Annotated in this window: 18 protein-coding genes; 12 read left to right on the top strand and 6 right to left on the bottom strand. The window is 48.4% G+C overall.

The window, feature by feature from the left end:
* Positions 1-489: 489 nt before the first annotated feature.
* From U2F10_RS19615 to U2F10_RS19600, 4 genes are all read left to right on the top strand, one after another.
* Complete coding sequence (locus U2F10_RS19615) at positions 490-3213, top strand: DEAD/DEAH box helicase (RefSeq protein ID WP_499873097.1); 2724 nt, start codon at positions 490-492, stop codon at positions 3211-3213.
* Between the two features lie 78 nt (positions 3214-3291).
* Positions 3292-3693, top strand: coding sequence for an Npun_F0494 family protein (locus tag U2F10_RS19610; protein WP_163662840.1), 402 nt, complete (start codon positions 3292-3294; stop codon positions 3691-3693).
* Positions 3694-4045: 352 nt separating this feature from the next.
* Positions 4046-5539, top strand: a complete 1494-nt coding sequence (cobQ, locus tag U2F10_RS19605; protein ID WP_163662843.1) for a cobyric acid synthase CobQ — start codon at positions 4046-4048, stop codon at positions 5537-5539.
* Positions 5540-5669: 130 nt separating this feature from the next.
* The gene (locus U2F10_RS19600; RefSeq protein ID WP_163662846.1) at positions 5670-6443 is read left to right on the top strand and encodes a sulfite exporter TauE/SafE family protein; all 774 of its coding nucleotides are present in this window, start codon (positions 5670-5672) and stop codon (positions 6441-6443) included.
* A gap of 234 nt (positions 6444-6677) precedes the next feature.
* On the opposite strand, the gene psbM is transcribed toward U2F10_RS19600, so the two are convergent.
* Both psbM and U2F10_RS19590 read right to left on the bottom strand, forming a co-directional pair.
* Positions 6678-6773 (bottom strand): photosystem II reaction center protein PsbM, encoded by a 96-nt coding sequence (gene psbM / locus U2F10_RS19595; RefSeq protein ID WP_006516450.1) that lies wholly within the window; start codon positions 6771-6773, stop codon positions 6678-6680.
* A 159-nt stretch (positions 6774-6932) separates the two neighbouring features.
* A complete protein-coding gene (locus U2F10_RS19590) occupies positions 6933-7241 on the bottom strand; it encodes a 2Fe-2S iron-sulfur cluster-binding protein (RefSeq protein ID WP_163662849.1) in 309 nt (102 codons plus the stop codon).
* A gap of 326 nt (positions 7242-7567) precedes the next feature.
* Here U2F10_RS19590 and psbB point away from each other — a divergent pair, with 326 nt between their 5' ends.
* The 7 genes from psbB (at position 7568) to U2F10_RS19555 (ending at position 13942) form a co-directional block, all read left to right on the top strand.
* Positions 7568-9097: a photosystem II chlorophyll-binding protein CP47 gene (psbB, locus tag U2F10_RS19585; protein ID WP_163662852.1), complete on the top strand. Its 1530-nt coding sequence runs from the start codon at positions 7568-7570 to the stop codon at positions 9095-9097.
* A 140-nt stretch (positions 9098-9237) separates the two neighbouring features.
* A complete protein-coding gene (locus tag U2F10_RS19580; protein WP_006516453.1) occupies positions 9238-9336 on the top strand; it encodes a photosystem II reaction center protein T in 99 nt (32 codons plus the stop codon).
* A gap of 209 nt (positions 9337-9545) precedes the next feature.
* Positions 9546-10064, top strand: coding sequence for a transcriptional regulator NrdR (gene nrdR, locus U2F10_RS19575; protein ID WP_163662855.1), 519 nt, complete (start codon positions 9546-9548; stop codon positions 10062-10064).
* Between the two features lie 412 nt (positions 10065-10476).
* A complete protein-coding gene (locus tag U2F10_RS19570; RefSeq protein ID WP_163662857.1) occupies positions 10477-11475 on the top strand; it encodes a 30S ribosomal protein S1 in 999 nt (332 codons plus the stop codon).
* Between the two features lie 131 nt (positions 11476-11606).
* Positions 11607-12368: an HAD family hydrolase gene (locus U2F10_RS19565; RefSeq protein WP_499873096.1), complete on the top strand. Its 762-nt coding sequence runs from the start codon at positions 11607-11609 to the stop codon at positions 12366-12368.
* A 282-nt stretch (positions 12369-12650) separates the two neighbouring features.
* The gene (locus U2F10_RS19560) at positions 12651-13088 is read left to right on the top strand and encodes a BlaI/MecI/CopY family transcriptional regulator (RefSeq protein WP_006516457.1); all 438 of its coding nucleotides are present in this window, start codon (positions 12651-12653) and stop codon (positions 13086-13088) included.
* A gap of 2 nt (positions 13089-13090) precedes the next feature.
* The gene (locus tag U2F10_RS19555) at positions 13091-13942 is read left to right on the top strand and encodes a M56 family metallopeptidase (protein WP_499873095.1); all 852 of its coding nucleotides are present in this window, start codon (positions 13091-13093) and stop codon (positions 13940-13942) included.
* Positions 13943-13950: 8 nt separating this feature from the next.
* Here U2F10_RS19555 and U2F10_RS19550 read toward each other — a convergent pair whose 3' ends face one another.
* From U2F10_RS19550 to U2F10_RS19535, 4 genes are all read right to left on the bottom strand, one after another.
* Positions 13951-16071, bottom strand: a complete 2121-nt coding sequence (locus U2F10_RS19550; RefSeq protein WP_499873094.1) for a DNA polymerase III subunit gamma/tau — start codon at positions 16069-16071, stop codon at positions 13951-13953.
* A 90-nt stretch (positions 16072-16161) separates the two neighbouring features.
* Positions 16162-16641, bottom strand: coding sequence for an ATP-binding protein (locus U2F10_RS19545; RefSeq protein WP_250564886.1), 480 nt, complete (start codon positions 16639-16641; stop codon positions 16162-16164).
* An 858-nt stretch (positions 16642-17499) separates the two neighbouring features.
* Positions 17500-18171 carry a phycobilisome degradation protein NblB gene (gene nblB, locus U2F10_RS19540; RefSeq protein ID WP_499873093.1) on the bottom strand — a complete coding sequence of 224 codons (672 nt, stop codon included), beginning with the start codon at positions 18169-18171 and terminating at the stop codon, positions 17500-17502.
* Between the two features lie 35 nt (positions 18172-18206).
* On the bottom strand, positions 18207-18701 hold the full coding sequence (locus tag U2F10_RS19535; RefSeq protein ID WP_006516462.1) for a CBS domain-containing protein: 495 nt from the start codon (positions 18699-18701) through the stop codon (positions 18207-18209).
* Positions 18702-19172: 471 nt separating this feature from the next.
* On the opposite strand from U2F10_RS19535, the gene U2F10_RS19530 reads away from it, so the two are divergent.
* A complete protein-coding gene (locus tag U2F10_RS19530) occupies positions 19173-20528 on the top strand; it encodes an MFS transporter (RefSeq protein WP_499060573.1) in 1356 nt (451 codons plus the stop codon).
* Positions 20529-20593: the final 65 nt, after the last annotated feature.

Below are 20593 nucleotides of genomic sequence, written 5' to 3'. Positions count from 1 at the left end.
AGACCATTTACCAGTAGATTGAGACCGCTCGGGAGATTGTCACGAATCGTCTTTCATCGACAATCTTGTAGGGGCTGCGCCTAATAATCTCGTAGGGGCTGCGCCTTGTGGCAACCCCGCCATATCGGAGGTCACCCGCCCAAGTTCCCTAATGATTCAAAAACTTGGCAGCAGGAAAGCTGTCCGATGACAACATCAGGCGGCTCAAGTCTTAGTGATTAAAGTGGTTGTCTATTTCTTCATCATGGATTTATCTAATTCGTTTAGATACTAGGCACATATCATGGATATCAACTTATAGTTTAGAAATCTGGGTTAGGTGGAGGTGCAGGGAATCAGGAGATATTGCCCCCTAAATTCTTGCCCCCTATCTTTTGACAAACATTTTGCCTTAAACTCTATACCTACTATTAATTCTCCCAACATCCACACTCCTCTGGCACAATGAGGTGGTCAAACTCCCCAATTACGTAAAGGTCTTTCCAGGTTTTGGTCCTAGCACCTGAAAATTTATTTCCGTTTCAGCTCGATCCGTTTCAAATCGACGCTATTGAGGCGCTTAATAAAGGACAGTCCGTAATCGTCTGTGCCCCCACTGGCTCCGGTAAAACCTTGGTGGGTGAATATGCAATCCACCGAGCGATTCACTTCAATAGACGGGTGTTTTACACCACACCGCTCAAGGCTCTGTCGAATCAAAAACTGCGGGATTTTCGTGAGCAGTTCGGCCATAACCAGGTGGGTCTACTCACAGGGGATATGTCCATCAATCGGGATGCCCCCATTCTGGTGATGACCACGGAGATCTTTCGCAACATGCTCTATGGCACCACCATGGGAGAAGTTGGGGATGCCGTTCAGGATGTGCAGGCGGTAATTCTGGACGAATGCCACTATATGAACGATCGCCAACGTGGCACTGTCTGGGAAGAGTCGATTATTTATTGCCCCCCAGAAATTCAACTGGTGGGGCTGTCAGCCACCGTAGCCAATGGCGATCAGCTAACCGACTGGATTGGGAAGATTCATGGCCCCAGTCAGCTGATTTATTCTGACTTTCGTCCTGTTCCCCTCAATATGCATTTTGGAACGGGTAAAGGCATCTTTCCACTCCTAAATAGCAAGAAAACGGCTCTCCACGATCGGCTTAAAAAACATCGCAAGCCCCCTCGCCGCCAGAAGGGGCAAAAGAAAAAGGCCATGACTGCTGGCAATGAATTTCTGGTTGCCCAGCTCCAGCAAAAGGATATGCTGCCAGCCATTTTCTTTATTTTTAGCCGTAAAGGATGTGACAAGGCGGTACAGAACATTAGTAGCCTTTCTTTGGTTAACCCTTTAGAAACCCGAGCTCTCAAACAGCGGATTGATGAATTCTTAACTGCTAATCCGGAAGCGGCTCGGGCGGGCCAGGTAGAACCGCTTTATCGAGGAGTTGCCGCTCACCATGCAGGCCTTTTGCCTGCGTGGAAAGGTCTGGTGGAAGAACTCTTCCAGGCAGGATTGATCAAGGTTGTTTTTGCCACCGAGACCCTGGCAGCAGGCATCAATATGCCTGCGCGCACCACAGTGATTTCTAGTTTGTCAAAGCGCACCGATAGCGGTCATCGACTGCTCCATGCCTCAGAATTTTTGCAAATGGCAGGACGGGCAGGGCGACGGGGCATGGATGTAGAAGGCCATGTGGTTACCGTAGAAACTCCCTTTGAGGGGGCCAGGGAAGCTGGCTATTTAGCCCTGGCTAAACCAGACCCACTGGTCAGTCAGTTCACCCCTAGCTATGGCATGGTGCTGAATTTACTCCAAACCCATTCCCTGGAAGAGACCCGCGATCTAGTCGAACGCAGTTTTGGTCAATATCTTTCCACCCTGCATCTGACGCCCCAACAACAGGCCATTAATGATGTAGAGCATAATATTGAGCTGATTCGTGAACAGTTGGCAGCCGTTGGCGATGGGCAAATTGCCGAATATGCCAAATTAAAGGAACACCTGCGGGAGGAACGTCGACTGCTGAAAATTTTGGATCAGCAGGCCACGGAAACATTGACTGGCGATCTACACACGGTGATCAACTTTGCGATCGCAGGCACAGTTCTATCCCTCAAGGGAAAACATATCCCCGTCGCCAACCCGATACCAGCGGTATTGGTCACTAAATTACAGGGGCCAAACAAGGTGCCCTATCTAGTATGTCTGACCGGTGATAACCAATGGCTCATGGCAGCTCCCCGCGATGTTTTTGCGCTGTATGAAAAATATGAGCGCATCGCTGCGGTGGATCACCTGATTCCACCTGATGCTCTCACCATGAAAGCGGGCAACAAATGCCCTGGCGATGAAACTACGGCTACGGTAGCTCAAGCTGTTCCCCAAGCGTTACCGACATTGGATGAGCTCGCACCGGAGGTCAAAGAACAGCGCGATCGCATGCTCTCTGTAGAGGCCAAGTTAGACAGTCATCCCCTCAATCAATTTGGCAAGCCCAAAACCCTATTGAAAAAGCAACAGCGGCTTTCAACCCTGGAAGCTGAGCTGAGCGATCGCAAAGCCAAATACAACAAATATGCAGGTCGCTATTGGCAAGAATTCCTCAATCTGATGGCCATTCTTGAAAATTTTGGCGGTTTAGAAAATAACCAGCCGACCAATTTTGGCAAAATGGCCGCCGCGATTCGAGGAGAAAATGAGCTGTGGATAGCCTTGGCCCTGGGCTCTGGTGAATTTGATCATCTGCCGCCCCATCAGTTTGCCGCTGCTTGCGCAGCCATTGTCACCGAAATCACCCGCCCCGATACCTGGACCCGATACCGCACATCTCATGCTGTTACAGCAGCCTTAGAAGGTCTGCGTTCCACACGGCGTCAAATATTTCAGCAGCAGCGGCGCTACCAGGTCACCCTGCCAGTATCCCTGGAATGGAATCTCATTGCGCTGGTGGAAACATGGGCGTTAGAAACCGAATGGAATGAGCTTTGCCAAAACACCAGTCTTGACGAAGGGGATGTCGTTCGAATTCTGCGGCGCACCCTCGATATATTGGCCCAAATTCCCCACGTACCATTTTTGCCCAGCACTGTTAAATCAACCGCTCGCCAGGCAGCCCACCTGCTCAATCGTTTCCCAGTTAATGAAGCGGGAGATGCAGCGAATGGGTTAAACAGGGATACTGAAGAAACTATGGGTACCGCAACTATTGAGACCGAAGAAGAATAATTGCGTAGTAGGGTGGGCAGTGCCCACCCTACCCAATATCTGCCCCCCCATTGCCTACTGCCAATTGACGATTTGCCCATGACTTCGACATCTCTGCCCCTCTCCCCCAAAACCCTGACTCGCGCCAAGCGAGCTGTGCGCTGTGCCCCGTTTTATATGAAGCTGCTAGCGACGATGCGATCGCAAAGCGTTCCCCTACGTGCCATTATGGACGCACGTGGCATGCTCAGCGGTTACACACGCCAGCCCCTCTCCGAAGTAGCCGCCGACAATCATCTGGGCTGGTTAATAACCGTCGGCATCGTCCGTCGCGAAGTCGATGGCCAAGGCTTGACCGACAGCTTTCGTCTGACACCCATTGGCCGCCAACTCGTAGAACAATGGGAAGCAGCAGGTCGTCCGGATTCCACTGGGAGCCCCCTGGATTATTTACTCAATGCCAGAAACCGTTGGTTAAGACTACCGACTTGGCTATCGTAGCCAGGTAAATTTTGAGACTATCGTCTACAGCTGCGACAGTGCGCAAAAGTGACGATGTCTAAGTAATGAAGTTTGGGTAAGTTTAAGCAATAGTGCGGATGGTTAACCACCAACTGACCTATCAGCAAGTGATGAGCATCCTCAACACAACTGCTGTTAAGCTTTACCCACACCACAGCAGCCTGCCAACACGTTAAGTTTCAGGATTCACTACTCACCTTACTTATTCAAGTTTCTAGTCTTATACATCACAATTCCCAAACCTTGTATCGAAAAGCCGTTATTTCAGTTATCTATCTCAACTCAATATTGCAATCACTAAAAATTCAATTAAACCGGGAGACGCTCTAGCATGAAGGCCATTATGGTAGTGGGTACTACCTCCCACGCAGGGAAATCTCTACTCGTCACAGCACTTTGTCGTATGTTGAGCCGTCGTGGCTGGCGAGTAGCTCCCTTCAAGGGACACAATACCGCCCCTAACACCTACGTCACCGCTAACGGCGCTGAAATCGGTTATCCCCAAGCAGTACAAGCCTGGGCAGCAGGTGTCTCTCCGCAGGCCGAAATGAATCCAGTCCTGCTAAAACCTCAAAACGGCCAAGCATCTCAGGTCATCATCAAAGGTCGTCCCGTTGGCCAAACCACGCCGACCCACTATTACGAGACTTATTTTGAAACCGGTTGGCAAGCAGTACAAGAAAGCCTGGCGCGCTTGGGCCAAGAATTTGACCTACTGATTTGTGAAGGAGACGGCAACCCGGCCGAAATCAATATCAAACAGCGAGATCTCGCTAATATGCGAGTGGCCAAAGCCCTAAAAGCTCCGACAATATTGGTTACTGACATTGATCGGGGTGGAGCCTTTGCCCATATCGTCGGCACCCTTGAGCTACTAGAGCCCGATGAACGTGAGCTGGTCAAAGGCATCGTTATCAATAAGTTTCGCGGTCAAAAGAGTCTGCTTCAGCCGGGCATTGATTGGATAGAAAAGCGCACAGGCATTCCAGTTCTGGGTGTGATCCCCTGGATTGAAAGCGCGTCCCCTAGAGAAAACTCCGTTTCCCTCATGGACCGCCCTGTGGAAAAACAATCCGCCGAACTCAATATCGCGGTTATTCGCCTACCCAGGATTTCTAACTTCACAGATTTTGATCCTCTAGAGGCTGAACCCTCAGTTAATGTCAGGTATCTCAGTCCTAAGGATGATTTGGGACATCCCGACGCTGTGATTTTGCCAGGAACCAAAACAGCCATTGCTGACTTGCTGATTTTGCAACGCACCGGCATGGCTGAGGCAATTCAAAACTACGCAGCAGCAGGAGGCACAGTCCTCGGTATTTGCGGTGGCTTCCAGCTAATGGGACAAATGCTAGCTGACCCAGAAGGTCTAGAAGGTCAAGAAGGCCGCTTTAGGGGTCTGAGCATTCTGCCTTTGCGCACAGTGATTACCCAAAACAAAGTGGCACGTCAGCGGTCTGTAAGCTCGAAGTACCCCCAAGAGGGCTTACCCGTCAATGGCTACGAGATTCACCACGGGCGTACTCAGCTAGTGATGACCCCTGAAGGTGGTGAACCAGGGCCTAAGTTCCAGCCCATTTTCGACGATCGCAGCCTGGGTATCGTCGACGAAACTGAATCCCTGTGGGGCACTTACTTACACGGCATTTTTGATAATGGACCCTGGCGACGAGCCTGGCTAAATCGCCTCAGACAGCAGCGGGGCTTGGGGTCTTTACCCACTGGCATTGCTAATTACCGCGACCAGCGGGATTCTACGCTAAACGAACTGGCCAATACCGTTGAGCAATACATTAACCTAGAGCCGATCCTGAACCAGTCCTAAGCGATACGGCCCCAGGGTCAGCAAATAGCCGTTGGGACCCCTGCCATAATTATATTTTCTCTGCATGACCTAGGCATTCATCATCCCAACAACTGTGGGAAAATGCTGAAATTGTCTACTTCATCCACCCATGCCCCTTCCCCATAGTGTCTTGTTAACGTTAGGTGGCTTAGCTGCAGGGGTATTAGCGGGACTGCTGGGTATTGGTGGCGGTGTGCTGATGGTGCCTTTATTGCTGTTATTTGGCATCAATGTAGACCAAGCAGCTGCCACCAGTTTGTTCGCTATTTTAATCACAGCCACCACAGGCAGTTTTCAAAACTGGCGCATGGGTTACCTACAGCCCAAACAAGTTGTGCTGTTGGCAATCCCAGCAGCCACCCTAGTCATCATAGGCACAGAGTTTGGAGAATTACTTTCCGAACACTGGCGACGAGCCGCATTTGGCATATTGCTGCTAGCCAATATCTACCTGGTTAGCTTAAAGAAGCGGGTGGCGACCACAGTCCAGCCCCCCAATCAGATCCCTCCCATTCCCGCTCGTTTAATTACCGGTAGCACCTCAGGGTTTATGGCCGGTTTGTTCGGTGTGGGCGGCGGCGTCGTGATGGTGCCCTTACAGATATTACTGATGAATACCGGCATGAAAACTGCTGTCCGTAATAGCTTGGCCGTCATTGCTCTGACCTCATGTGTTGCCTGCATCCACAACAGCCTTAAGGGAGATATCGTCTATGGAGCTGGTTTGAGCCTGGGTCTAGGTGGTCTGGTGGGCGTCCAAATCAGCACTCGTTTTTTACCCAAACTGCCAGAACAGGTTGTTAGCGTATTATTTCGTATCCTGCTGTGCGTTTTAGCCACCTATGTATTTTGGCAAGCATGGCAAGCCTACAGCAGGGTATAAGGAACCATAAAAATGGGTACTTAGCCATGGCCAGTACCCATACCTAGCCTTAAAACAGCTAGCCTGAGATATTTAATATCTGCTCTAAGTATCTGCAAAAGTCCGCAATAGACTAAGCGCAATATAAATAAACAAAAATGCTCATTTAGTCTGACGATCGGCTTCTGCACAAAAAAGCTTTCGGCTTGGTATCAACAGAAAGCTGAGCTCACTGTTGCCATGTTGACCCGTCTACTATTCTTTAGTCTGAATGTAAAGAATAAGCAGGAATACGGTTGGGACAAACACGAAAAGGATGCTGGCTACAAACCCCAGATTATTAACTTCCATAGGACTCAGCTATTATCTCTCTCAACAACAAACCACATGGCTAAGCATATCACTCTGGTTCAACTCAATGAAGCCACAGCTTTGTGAATTGAAGTTAGCGATACAGCTAGCTCAAAAGCTAACTAAATCCCGATAAATCAACTGAATGCATTCGATGCATCACTTTTTCTTCTTCGGTTTAGTCACCACACTAATCGGTCCATTGACCAGCGTCTGACATGCCAAGCGGCAGTTACCAGGACGTTTTTTGAGTTTTTTTTCTTCCACTGCAGTACGCGGAGATAGGTTATCTAACCCTTCAGTGATTTCAACGACACATAAACCACATTGACCATATCCACCGCAGTTCATCATTTTGCCAGTGAATGTATAGACATCAACGCGGTTATCTATCGCCTTCTGACGTAGATTCGCTCCATCCGCCGCTGTGACCTCAACATCTTCTTTAACAAACTTAATAGTGGGCATCGAAGGGCTCCAAAAGCAATCGCTATAACGTCGAGAATGCCGCGAGTGTCACAATCCCAAGCAATTCAGCTTGCATTGGATTATGAACTCTAGTTACACTTCTTTATACACTTTAATCTTTGGATTTGAGTGGATTAGTCCGTCGGGAATCGTCTGGATTCATTACCGCATAAGGCTATCTGTCCATCATCTCCAGTTTTCTTCACTGCTAAATAGCAATTCATTGGGGCTTGCCTTTGGAGTCAATGGGGGGATCTGGTAGCCTGTTTGTATCGGTATTTTAATGTACGGCTAACATTTCCAAACTAGGAGGAGGCGCGTAGTCAATGGGACTACCCTGGTACCGGGTACATACAGTCGTTATTAACGATCCCGGACGACTGATTTCTGTACACCTAATGCATACTGCACTTGTGGCAGGCTGGGCTGGCTCTATGGCCCTGTTTGAGCTTGCTACATTTGACCCAAGTGATCCTGCCCTGAACCCCATGTGGCGTCAGGGAATGTTTGTTCTTCCCTTCATGTCTCGCCTCGGTGTAACCGGGTCTTGGGGCGGTTGGAGTGTGACTGGTGAGACAGGTGTTGATCCTGGCTTCTGGTCTTTTGAAGGCGTTGCACTGGCACACATCGTGCTATCTGGCCTACTGTTCTTAGCAGCAGTTTGGCACTGGGTTTTCTGGGATTTGGATCTATTCCGTGACCCCCGAACTGGTGAGCCCGCTTTGGACTTACCTAAGATGTTCGGTATTCACCTGTTCTTATCTGGTTTACTTTGCTTCGGTTTCGGAGCATTCCATCTAACCGGTGTCTGGGGACCTGGTATGTGGGTATCTGACCCCTATGCCATCACTGGGCACGTTCAACCCGTCGCTCCTGAATGGGGTCCTGCTGGATTTAACCCCTACAATGCGGGTGGTATTGTGGCTCACCACATTGCCGCTGGTATTGTCGGCATTGTGGCAGGCCTATTCCACCTGACGGTGCGCCCACCTCAGCGTCTTTATAAGGCGTTGCGTATGGGTAACATTGAAACTGTACTATCCAGTAGTATTGCCGCTGTTTTCTTTGCAGCATTCGTAGTGGCTGGCACCATGTGGTACGGCAACGCGACTACTCCTGTTGAGTTGTTTGGCCCTACCCGCTATCAGTGGGACTCTGGTTATTACCAACAAGAGATTGAGCGCCGTGTACAGGCCGACATGGCTGACGGACTAAGCCGTACTGAAGCTTATCAGAATATTCCTGAGAAGCTCGCTTTCTATGACTATGTTGGCAACAGCCCTGCTAAGGGTGGTTTGTTCCGCGTAGGTCCTATGGATAGTGGTGACGGGATTGCAACTAGCTGGCTTGGCCATCCTGTCTTCAAAGATGCTGAGGGTCGTGAGCTTTCTGTTCGTCGTTTGCCCAACTTCTTTGAGACTTTCCCAGTGATCTTGACTGACTCCAGCGGTGTAGTTCGTGCGGATATTCCGTTCCGACGTGCTGAGTCTCAGTTCAGTATTGAGCAGACTGGTGTAACCGTTTCTTTCTACGGTGGTGAGCTAGATGGTCAAACTATCAAGGATCCCGCTCGGGTTAAGCGCTACGCCCGTAAGGCTTTACTAGGTGAGCCTTTCGAATTCGACCTTGAGACTCTAGAGTCTGACGGTGTATTCCGTTCTAGTCCTCGCGGTTGGTTTACCTTTGGCCACGCGGTGTTTGCACTGCTGTTCTTCTTTGGCCACATCTGGCATGGTTCCCGGACTCTATACCGCGACGTATTCGCTGGTATTGACCCCGACCTCTCTGAGGAGCAGGTTGAGTGGGGCTTCTTCCAGAAGGTTGGAGACACGACTACTCGTGCAACAAATCGTTAAGTACGAGTCTTAGGCTAAGGAAATGGCCCAGCGAATGGATTACGCTGGGCCATTTTTTTGGAATAATGGTAGTAACCAATGGCAACCATTGCTTGTTTCTACAGCAGTGGAACTGACTGTAAATTGAGTAGGACGAAACCATGGAAAGTGTTGCTTACATTCTGATTTTCACCTGTATTATCGGTACGCTCTTTTTTGCGATCGCATTTCGTGAGCCCCCCCGGATCAAAAAAGACTAAAGATGTTCGATTGCCAAGCCCAAATCAATCATTGAACCAGCTTGGCAACTAGCATATCTGTTACCTAACAGAGTCTGGATGACATAATAGAGGTACTAACTTCTTTGCATTTAGCGAAGTTAGCCTCTATTTTTGTTTTAAGCGTGGTCTAATAAGCGGGCCGCTGACTAAAGCGGCCCTCACTTCACTGATTTTGGGTTTAGTGGTTTATGCAGTGTCCCTTTTGCCAGCATCCCAGCAATCGTGTCTTAGAATCGAGATCGGCAGAATCTGGCCGTAGCATTCGACGTCGTCGGGAGTGCCTCAAGTGCAATAGTCGGTTCACCACCTATGAGCGCATTGAATATGTGCCCATCACTGTGGTTAAGCGCAATAACAATCGGGAATTATTTAATCGCTCCAAACTCCTCAGAGGCATTGCTCGAGCCTGCGAAAAAACAGGCATTGAAGCCAGTCGTTTAGAAACCATCGTTGACAATATCGAAGCAGACCTACAGCAGCGCACAACCAGAGAAATTGCTAGTGCAGACATTGGTGAGCTTGTTTTACAGCAGCTCCAACCCTTAAGCGAAGTTGCGTATGTCCGCTTTGCATCGGTATATCGTCAATTTACTGGCATTCGAGACTTTGCAGATGCCCTCAACCACCTACAGGAGGACGAAGCAACGACCGAAACCCAGCCCTACATAACCAACGGTAATCGTAACGGTTCGGCATTAACCGTGTAGGATGTGGCCCCTTGAAAATACAATTCTCAAGAAATAAGCCTACATCAATACATTAATAGTCAGTGACAGCAGGACTAAATTCACTTATCATAAATAGTCTTGCGAAGGTTTGTGTAGTTTGCTAATTTTCGGTACGGGTTTCCGTGTCGAGCCCTCATGTGTGTTAGTATTACTTGCTTTGCAAGGCTCTAAGTCCTGAGCCCAGTTCAGGTTCATGTCAGCATTTTAGATAGCAATTAGCAATCTATCTAGGAGTCTGACCACTCAGAGCTATTTAGTAAAGGGTTAACGGTAGCGCATTTTGAGTGATGCCCTAGCCTTGTCTGAGATAAAATCTGGATCAATGTAGGGGCGGCACACAGACGCACAACATGTCCACTCAATTATGGAGAAACCGTAGGAAACATCTAGCATGGTCAATCTTGAAACGACACAAGCCGATATTGGTTTTACTCATGAAGACTTTGAAGCTTTATTAGATCAGTACGATTACCATTTCAGTCCTGGTGATATCGTTCCTGGGACAGTTTTTAGCATCGAGCCTAGGGGCGCTTTGATTGATATTGGTGCAAAAACCGCTGCTTATTTGCCCATCCAAGAGATGTCAATCAATCGTGTCGAAGCTGCGGATGAGGTGCTTCAGTCCAATGAGACTCGTGAATTTTTTATCTTGACAGATGAAAATGAAGATGGCCAGCTAACCCTCTCCATTCGACGCATTGAATATATGCGAGCGTGGGAGCGTGTACGTCAGCTACAAAACGAGGACGCTACTGTTCGCTCTGATGTATTTGCCACTAACCGTGGTGGAGCTTTGGTAAGAATTGAAGGGCTGCGCGGATTTATCCCCGGTTCCCACATCAGTACTCGCAAACCTAAGGAAGATCTTGTCGGTGAAGCTCTTCCCCTGAAGTTTCTTGAAGTTGATGAAGAGCGAAACCGTCTTGTATTGAGCCATCGTCGTGCGTTAGTTGAGCGTAAGATGAACGGTCTGCAAGTGGGCGAAGTGGTGATTGGTGCAGTACGCGGTCTCAAGCCCTACGGTGCCTTTATCGATATCGGTGGTGTCAGCGGTCTGTTGCACATTTCTGAAATCTCTCATGATCACATCGATACGCCCAATACGGTGCTCAATGTGAATGATGAGATCAAGGTCATGATCATTGATCTTGATGCTGAGCGTGGCCGCATTTCACTATCCACCAAACAGCTTGAGCCCGAACCCGGTGATATGGTCAAGAACCCTGACATCGTGTTTGAGAAAGCCGAGGAAATGGCTGAGCGCTATCGTCAACAATTGTTGAAAGCGGCTGAAGCTGAAGCCGCTGCCGCTGCTGGCGAAGTTGAAGCTAGCGACGACGACGACGTCTACACCGATGAAGATGCAACGGCAATGGCTGTTGCGGAGTAATTAGCTCTCTTCAGCAGAAAGCCATCTACTTCAGATAGCAAGGCTACTCAGGTAACCTGACACTTGCTTGAGCTAAATGTGGGACGTAACGTCCCACATTTTTTATTGTTTATTTCGTCACAGTTAAGTCCGTGGTCACTGTCTTTTGTAACGGCAAACAGTTTACAAACATCGATGCTGTCTTTTTAGACAAAGACGGTACCCTGGCCGATGTGGCTGCTTACCTTCAGCAGTTGGGCTATAACCAGGCAAAGCTGATGGAGCAAAGTTTACCAGGTGCCTATGGGCTTACCCTCAAGGCATTGGGCATAGACTCTACGGGTTTAAGTGCTTCTGGATTATTAGCCGTAGGCAGTCGCCAAGAAACTATTATTGGAACCGCTGCTGCTGCTGCCATGGCAGGATACCCATGGGTAAAGGCATTAGAACTGGCAATTCACAGTCTGACAGTAGCGGATCAGCAATGTTCACCTAAAGCTGCTTACACCCCGCTCCTCCCCGGCGTTTTAGATTTTTTACAGCGGCTACGGCACGTGGGATTAAGCGTGATCATGGTTTCTGCTGACACCCAGAGCAATCTTGAGGATTTTGTTAATCGTTATCAGCTACAGACCTACTTTGACAAGCTCCAGGGTACCAGTAGCCCACATCCTACCAAGGGCGCACCAGATTTTTTGCCCGCCGCGTGTCAAAGCATCGGACTCTCACCTGGGCAGGGAATGGTTATTGGGGATTCCACCAGTGATTTACGCATGGCTCAGTCAACTGGCGGCTTTATTGGTTATTTAGGTGGCTGGCAGCCTACTTTGTCTGAAACTGACATCCTTGATGATGAATGCAGTGACATAATCTGTGGGTTTGCCACCAACTTTAGTCAGATCACAATGCACTAAATCTTGATTCAGATCGCTAGACTCGTTTTTTATAGCAGTCGCGATCAAAGTCGCAAAAGAAGACAAAAAATAAAATAGAGGTGGCAAGTACCACCTCTAAATTCAACCTTGATTTGCACATCTGCGCATTTAAGTTTCTCTATTCTGTTAGTTAACTCTGGATATCTCAAGTGACACTTGGTCACAGTTTATAGTTGTGTGAGTAATATGAGACCCGCCATGAGAATATCGGACTTCGGGCGATACACTAGTTAGGGAAACTAGTGTCTTCAGAGTTAGCTGATGTCGAAATTTCCGGCCTATCGTCCCAAGCGATTGTCGTTGGGGCCGCTCGAAACTGAAATCTTGGATATCCTATGGCAATTGGGAACGACATCAGCAACGGCAATTCATAACCAAATTCTGGAAGATATTGACCGGGATTTGACCTATTCATCGGTGGCTACGGTGCTACGTCGCCTCGAAAAAAAGGGTTGGATTGCTAAGCGGCGGGTGGGCAGGGCTTATCATTGGGAGCCCCTACTTTCAGCCAACAATGCCAAAATTCTGGAATCCCATGAGCGTTTACATCAGTTTTTAGCAGCTAGTAATCCAGATATTGTGGCGGCCTTTGCAGATACCCTTGACCAAGATAGTTTGGACCAGCTAGAAGCCATTACCAAACGTATTCAGGCAGCGCGACGAGCTCGCTCAAACAACCAACAGGGGCAGGAGAAATAGCCATGATGCATGTGAGTTTAATGGGGGGTGCGATCTCAGCCGCAATCCTACTCCGGTTGGCCCTCACTGGACGCTGTCTACAAAATGCGCACTGGCTAACGGTTTTATCCCTATTACTGATATCCCCCATCTTGCTACTAACCACTGCGGTGGCCATTATTATCATGGGTCCCCACGGTCATGTAGTCAGCCCCTTGGAAGGCTGGATTAGTTACACAACCGCCTGGTTATTTTTAGTCATTAGCCTGGGCATCTTGATTTACCTGAGATGGCAAGCCCACAAAAGCATTGTCCACATCCGGCAATATCCTCAGCAAATGGTGCAGGGTACTCCCAGTCGATTAATGGATGAAGACACCGCATTTAGTGCACAAATCGGGCTCTGGTCGTCGGAGTTAGTGATTAGCCAGGGACTCATCGACACCCTTGACAGTGAACATTTAGCGGCAGTGATTGCCCATGAAAAAGCGCATTATCACTACCGCGACACGTTTTGGTTCTTCTGGTTAGGATGGCTGCGACGTATCACCTGTTGGCTGCCTTACACGGATGAACTTTGGCAGGAGTTACTACTCCTACGGGAAATTCGAGCCGATGACTGGGCTACCCACTCGGTTGATCGTTTAACCTTGGCAGAATCCTTGGTACAGGTCATTGCCGCCCCCCTGTCACCGATAACAGTTGCTAACTTTAGCTGTACGGTTCCTAGCAGTCGATTAAGTCGACGGATTGATGCGTTGTTATCAGACCATGATTATGGGTTTCAACCCCAATGGTCCTTCGTCACCTATGGCTGCCTTTCAGGGTTAGTGGTGGGCTTATTGCCCCTCTGCTCTATTCCCTTCCACCACTAGCTTGACCTCTAAAACGGGACATCAGGACCAGGTTCCGCAGATGGTGTAGAGGGAACTTCCGTCGCCTCATCATCCAGGTTAACAATCTGGCCATTAAAGAATTGAGCAAAGCTTTTGACACTGCGGTCCAGTTCGTTTTCTCCTTGCCATTCATTAGCTGCAATAGACGCGTTGCTGGCTGTAGAAGTGGGTGGCGGCGGAGCTGAGGGAGAGGGAGTCGCTGTAACAGATGCTGCCACAGCGGGTTGTGGCGACGCAGGCGTATCAGCAAGTCTAGGAGAAGAAGTGGTGCTAGCGCTATGGGGCGTTGGCTTAGACAGTGGTGATGGCGTCGAAACCGGTGGTGGCAAAACCGGTGGTGGCGACACTGATGGCACCACAGTTGGTGGCGATGTCGGTACAGCAGCAGGGGCAGCCGCTTGCTCTTCCGCTGCAACTACCATCGTTACTCGGATTTTATGGCCGAAAACTTTTTCAAACGCAATCTCGACATTACTTAATCGATCTTGAGCCATGCGCATCAACGGCTGAGACCGAATACCGACCGTTGCCTCTACACCATCACAGGTCAGTAACTTGGCTTGCTGACGCATCAGAACCTTTGTACCAAAGGGCTGTAGTTGAGTCACAATTTTGGCCCAAATATCATTGATACTGCCCATGGCAGGGGCATCGGCCATCGCAGAAGGTTGTTCAACCGAATTGTTAACAGCAGACGTAGGCTGAGGGATATGAGCGTCAGTAGGAGCAGGCCGAGCATTCACAACCGATGCGCCCTTTGCGGCCTTATCCTCCTGAGGTTTTGGCTGTGGCTCTGGCTCAAAGTGAACCACATTCTTCTGCGGTTCACTTTGAGGTTTAGGTACTGGTGTTGGGGCTACTGTAGTAGCTTTTTCTTCTGGTGTATGCTTCTGAGCAACAATGGGTGGTTCAGCCACAGGCGGGGGTGAACTGATTGCTTTTGGCATAGGCGGTTGAGCCGTGGATTGAGTCACCACTGGTGCAGTCACCACTGGTGTCGCCACATTTACCTGCCCCAACGCTGAGGGCAATAGGCCCATTAGAGTGATTTCTAACCAAAGCCTGGGCTGAGTTGTATTTTTGACTTGTACTTCGGCAGCTCGCAGATGCTGTTGACTCGACAGCAACAATGGCAATGGCAAAGCCTGGGCAAAGTTCACCATCTCTGCCCAAACAGGCGGGGTAATTGCCACTAAATCACGGCGCTCACCAGCGGTTTTTGCAATCAAAAGATCTCGGTAAAAGGCCACCAGGCTTTGCAACACCATCAGAGGTTCACGGCCCCGATCCATTAATTGACGGGCCAAAATCAGAACTTGGGCACCGTCGTCAGCACTCACTGCCTGGACTAGGGCAAGCAAATCACGTTCAGAAACGGCTCCCACCAGATCCCACACCGCTTCAATGGTAATTTCACCATCGAGGAGACCTAGCTGGTCGAGCAAACTTTCGGCATCACGCAATCCCCCTTGGGAAAGCTGCGCCACTAGTTGCAAAGCATCAGGAGCAATGGCAATCGCCTCTTGCTGAGCAATGTAATTTAAGTGCTGAACCATCGCATCTAAGGGAATGCGACGAAAGTCAAACCGTTGACAGCGGGAAATAATCGTGGGTAACACCCGCTGGGGATCAGTGGTGGCTAGTACAAATACAACGTGGGGTGGGGGCTCTTCTAAGGTTTTAAGTAGAGCATTAAACGCCGCTGTACTCAGCATATGCACCTCGTCCAGCACATATAACTTATGACGACACTGCACTGGGGCAAACTGGGCTCGTTCAATCAGCTCACGAATATTATCAACACCCGTATTACTAGCCGCATCGATTTCAACAATGTCTAGGGAGGCACCAACGGTAATTTCACGACAGACCTGACACTGACCGCAGGGGGCAGATGTAGGTACCTCACTACTTAAGCAGTTCAGTGACTTGGCTAAAATACGAGCACTGGAGGTTTTGCCGGTTCCCCTAGGGCCACAAAAAAGATAGGCCGGAGCAATGCGATTTTGCTGAAGGGCATTGGAAAGGGTTGTTGCGATCGCACCCTGCCCAACAAGCTGGGCAAACGTTTGAGGACGATATTTGTGATGCAGCGGTTCGTAGGCCATAGATACTAATGTCCTACATCAAGCAAAGACGCAAACAGATCATGCCTTACCAAATAACAGGCATACCAATTATAAAAGCTTCAGACTCATTCAGCCCATGGCAACGGTGCCTTTAGCACCCCATAAATCTTGCCACCAGAGCAACCAGTTCGGTCGACGCCGTAAACGCTTACAAAGGTGAACTTCATTGCCCTTAGGAGACCAATGAACCTGATCAAAAATTTGATGCAGGATAAACAGACCACGACCACAGTCGCCCAGGCTCTCACCATCTGAACCGTCATCAGGGCAAATACGACAGCCATGGGGTATTTCAAACCCATTCCCCTGGTCCGTGATGATCCACCAATAACAGCCCTGGACCTCAGCATATTGAACAGAAACATGCTTACTTGGGTCCAGACTATTGCCATGCTTTGCGGCATTGACCAAAGCTTCTTGCAAACCTAAACGTAGCTCATCACGCATCTGTGATGGCGCATGCTCCAATAACGTATCAATGACTGGATACAGATATAGAGTCGAGGCAAAACTAAGTTTGTCCCACTTAACTCCATTGGATAATGTCATCGCACTAACCATGCAATCAATCCCCAACACCAAGTCTGCCTATATTGCTGGCAGCCCTAAAATCAACACAAACTTTAGCCTTAAAAATTAAACTTGAACTATCTATACGAAAGTAAAAACAGTTTTTAAATGGATGTAAGCAATCCGTACTACAGGGAATTAATAAGCCTTCTTGCACACATCTAATATATCAGATATGCAATAACTCAAACCGAAAAACAGAAAAAACTATCGAACCAATTGCTACTTTCATGTTTTCTAAGGCTTAGATAAAAATATTTTTTATTTCACTTCCGCTTTAGATTCAGCCTTTAGAACTGAATCATTTTTTTCGACATAAACGATATGTATTAGCTTGCTGTAGTTACTCTTTTCAAGTTCTAAGATGCATACCAGGCAAGCGATTAACCCATAAGCTAAGATTGGCAACATGCGAAAGAACGATGGGGTATGCCATAAACAATAGGACGTTATCTATAGCCCAAAAGCTCAGTCTCAAAAAGTTTCTGGTTAATCTCTGATTAAGGGCTAACCATCAGAAATTCAAGCTAAATTATGTCGCAACCGGAGCACATCAAATTAATACTAAGTAATTTCAACCAGGCATCTGTTCGTAACATTTAACAACTCGTTTTATAGTCCGAACAAATACGGTTGATATTTTTCAATTTTACTTAATTTCTTCTTGAAGGTGCACCAATAAAAATTTACTAGTTTTTAAATATATGGATACGGCTTAAAGCGACTCACAACGATGCGTCAGTCGCTCAAAAACTAAGGAAAATAATAGTTAGCAGTCGCAACGATTTCCGAGCTATCTTCAGCTAGGCTTATCATCGTAGGACGCACAGTCTCGGCTTATGGCAAATAATATTTAGCAGCCTCAGCAACGATTTCCGAGCTGTCTTCAGCTAGGCTCATCATCGCAGGACGCACAGTCTCGGCTTGAGGGCTATCTAAAAAATGACTGAGTGCTTGGGCAACACGATGGCGAACTTGCCAATCATCACTGCCTACAAAATCTAACAGCAGCGGCACTGCACGAGGGTCTTTGAGCTCACCAAGGGCCCCAATAGCAGTCAACGCAATCAAATTGGTTTCTGACTTCAGTGCCTGCTGTAACAGGTCAAAAGCACGAGCCACACCCAGTTCTCCCAAACAAGCAACAATGCTCATTTGCACAATCCATTCCGATGTATTGTTGTAGGCGGTCGCCAAATCATCATAGGCTTCCACCAAATGTAAGGCCCCAAGAGCATCTGCCGCTGCTGCTTGCACATCCGCTTCTGGATCGTGGAATAGTGCTCCTCGTAATATCGTAAGCGCAGTGTCTCTATCTTGGCTCCCTAAGGAAGAAAATTGACTGATGGCGGCATAGCGGACCCGTGAGCTGCTGTCACTCACGACAGCTTGAATGAGCTCAAACGCAACTGACGGATCAATATTCCGCAGTAAATTGACCGCTCGCAACCGCTGACCTAAATCTTCAGATGCTAGCTGTTGTTTTATTTGATCTGGCGAGATGCCCATAGGTTAAAAATGCATGTGAAATACGTACATGCATTTTAGGTGTATTGCTGAGCCAGTTCACGCACAATGTCACCACGGGTCAGAATGCCAATAACGTGTCTGTCATCATCAACAACCACTAATCGACGAATTTGTTTGTCATGCATGAGCTGAGCAGCCCGCTGCAAGTCGTCATCAGCCTGCACCACGGTCACCTTACGAGACATCACATCAGCAACAGTCTGCCCTAAAGCCTTATGCAATTCTTGACTGTAGCGAGCGGGATTAGTCAGATACACAATGCTATCCAGCAACATGACATAGGCGGGCAACGACGCACCACTCACCTGCCACATCAAATCAGTTTCAGAAATCTCCCCAACAGCTTCTCCAGTAGCATCAACCACAGGCAAGCCACTAATCCGATGGGTAGCCAGCAGCTGAATTGCATCCTTGAGGGACATCTCTGGTGTAGCCGTCAAAGGAGGCGCTGTCATCATCTCACCAACGGTCTTAGTTGCCGTTGTCGTCAAGACTGTCTTGCTGGCCATAGAGCACTATATCAAAGACTACTTATATATTCCATTGTAGAAACGGTTTCCGGGGAAAGCACGACTGATTCAAAGGACGTTACATAGAGATATATATTCGCAACAAAATAATTAATCAGGCTTTAATTAGAATAGATATTGACAATTTATGGTAAAGATTTTTCTGTGAATGGATATCAACTTATGCTGAGAAATGTTGGCTAGAAGAGTAGTCAGGGGTCAGAATCCAGTACTGCACTGACTTCTGACCCCTGACTACTCTCTTTGGGAGAACGTTCTGCCTTAAGTTGGTGCCCCTGGACATTGTTTGTTCAGCATTGTGTGTACAAGCAAAACAAAATTGTTCCTTAAAAATTGTCAACATCGTCCATAACCTGCCCTAACGCTATGGCTTGCTGATTGGCTGTGGCAATTTACGTTGTTTATGTTTAACCACACAATTAAATCTGCCGCTAAGTCCATGGCAATGCCATGGTAGAAGTTACCCAAATCGTTTCTCAAGCATCTCTTTCCCCAGAAGACTCCCCCACGTTGCATCAACCATACAATTTGGGTGCTTTATGGAATATGAGCTTTGGCTTCCTTGGCATCCAGTTTGGCTGGGGCTTGCAAATGGCCAACGGTAGCGCCATTTTTGAATCCCTGGGCGCAACCCCTCATCAGCTCCCCCTACTGTGGCTGGCTGCGCCCATGAGTGGTCTGTTGATACAGCCTGTGATTGGCTATTGGAGCGATCGCACCCATACACCGCTCGGGCGACGGCGACCCTACTTTTTAGGGGGCGCTCTCCTAAGTTCGATCGCGCTAATTCTGCTGCCCAATGCATCGAGCCTATGGATAGCGGCAGGGCTGCTTTGGCTGCTAGATGCATCCGCTAACGTCAGCATGACCCCATTTCGCTCATTTGTGGCGGACTTGGTGCCCACAGAGCAGCAAACCCAGGGGTTTATTGTACAAAGTCTGCTCTGTGGCCTTGGGGCAGTACTGGCATCAGCCATGCCGTGGTTGATAGCCCACCTGAATAACGACCCCTTCAGTGAGTTAGATACTGCCGCCATGGCAGGCCATATTCCGCTGTCGATTAAGTTGTCCTTTTATTTAGGGGCAGCGGTGTTTTTGGGGACCGTGGTGTGGACCGTGCTGACAACACCAGAGTCAAACGATATTAAGCCATCCTCGGCTTCTGAAGACGGTATGGTCAAACAAATTTGGGATGCGATCGCAACCATGCCGCCCACAATGCGACATCTGGCTTGGGTGCAATGCTTTAGCTGGCTAGGGGTATTTTGCATGTTCCTTTATTTGCCCCCAGCCATCGCCCATCATATTTTTGGTGCTGTGCCAGGTACACCACTTTATGCCAAAAGTGTTGAATGGTCAGGCATTTGTTTAGCAGTCGACAATCTGGTGTGTTGTGTTGCCGCTCTAGGTATTTATAGTGTTGTTGCGAGGTTAGGAGAACGCCACACCCACAGTCTTAGTCTGCTGTGTGGTGCTATTGGATTAATCTCCATTAACTGGATTCATCAGCCAGAATTCTTATTATTGCCGATGATTGGCGTAGGCATTGCCATCGCCAGCATGCATTCACTACCCTATGCGCTACTAACTAAATCCATTCCACCAGAAAAAAATTGCCTCTACATGGGCATTTTCAACTGCTTTATTGTGCTCCCCGAGATTGTTGCCTCTTTAGGGCTGGGTTGGGTGATGACCTGTTTCGGTTGCGATCGGATTAGTATTGTCGTCCTTGGCGGTTTCTCAATGGCCATTGCAGCCATTTTGGCGCAATGGATTCCCCATCAGCAGGAAAACCTTATGCCATAAGTTCCATGGCATAAATCTTAGGGTGGGCATAGCCCACCCTAAGATTTATGAGTAATTATTCTCAC

The organism is Leptothoe sp. EHU-05/26/07-4 (assembly GCF_043421015.1).
GTDB classification, from domain to species: Bacteria; Cyanobacteriota; Cyanobacteriia; order Phormidesmidales; family Phormidesmidaceae; genus Leptothoe; species Leptothoe turfae.
This window is presented reverse-complemented; position numbering and strand designations above follow the sequence as displayed.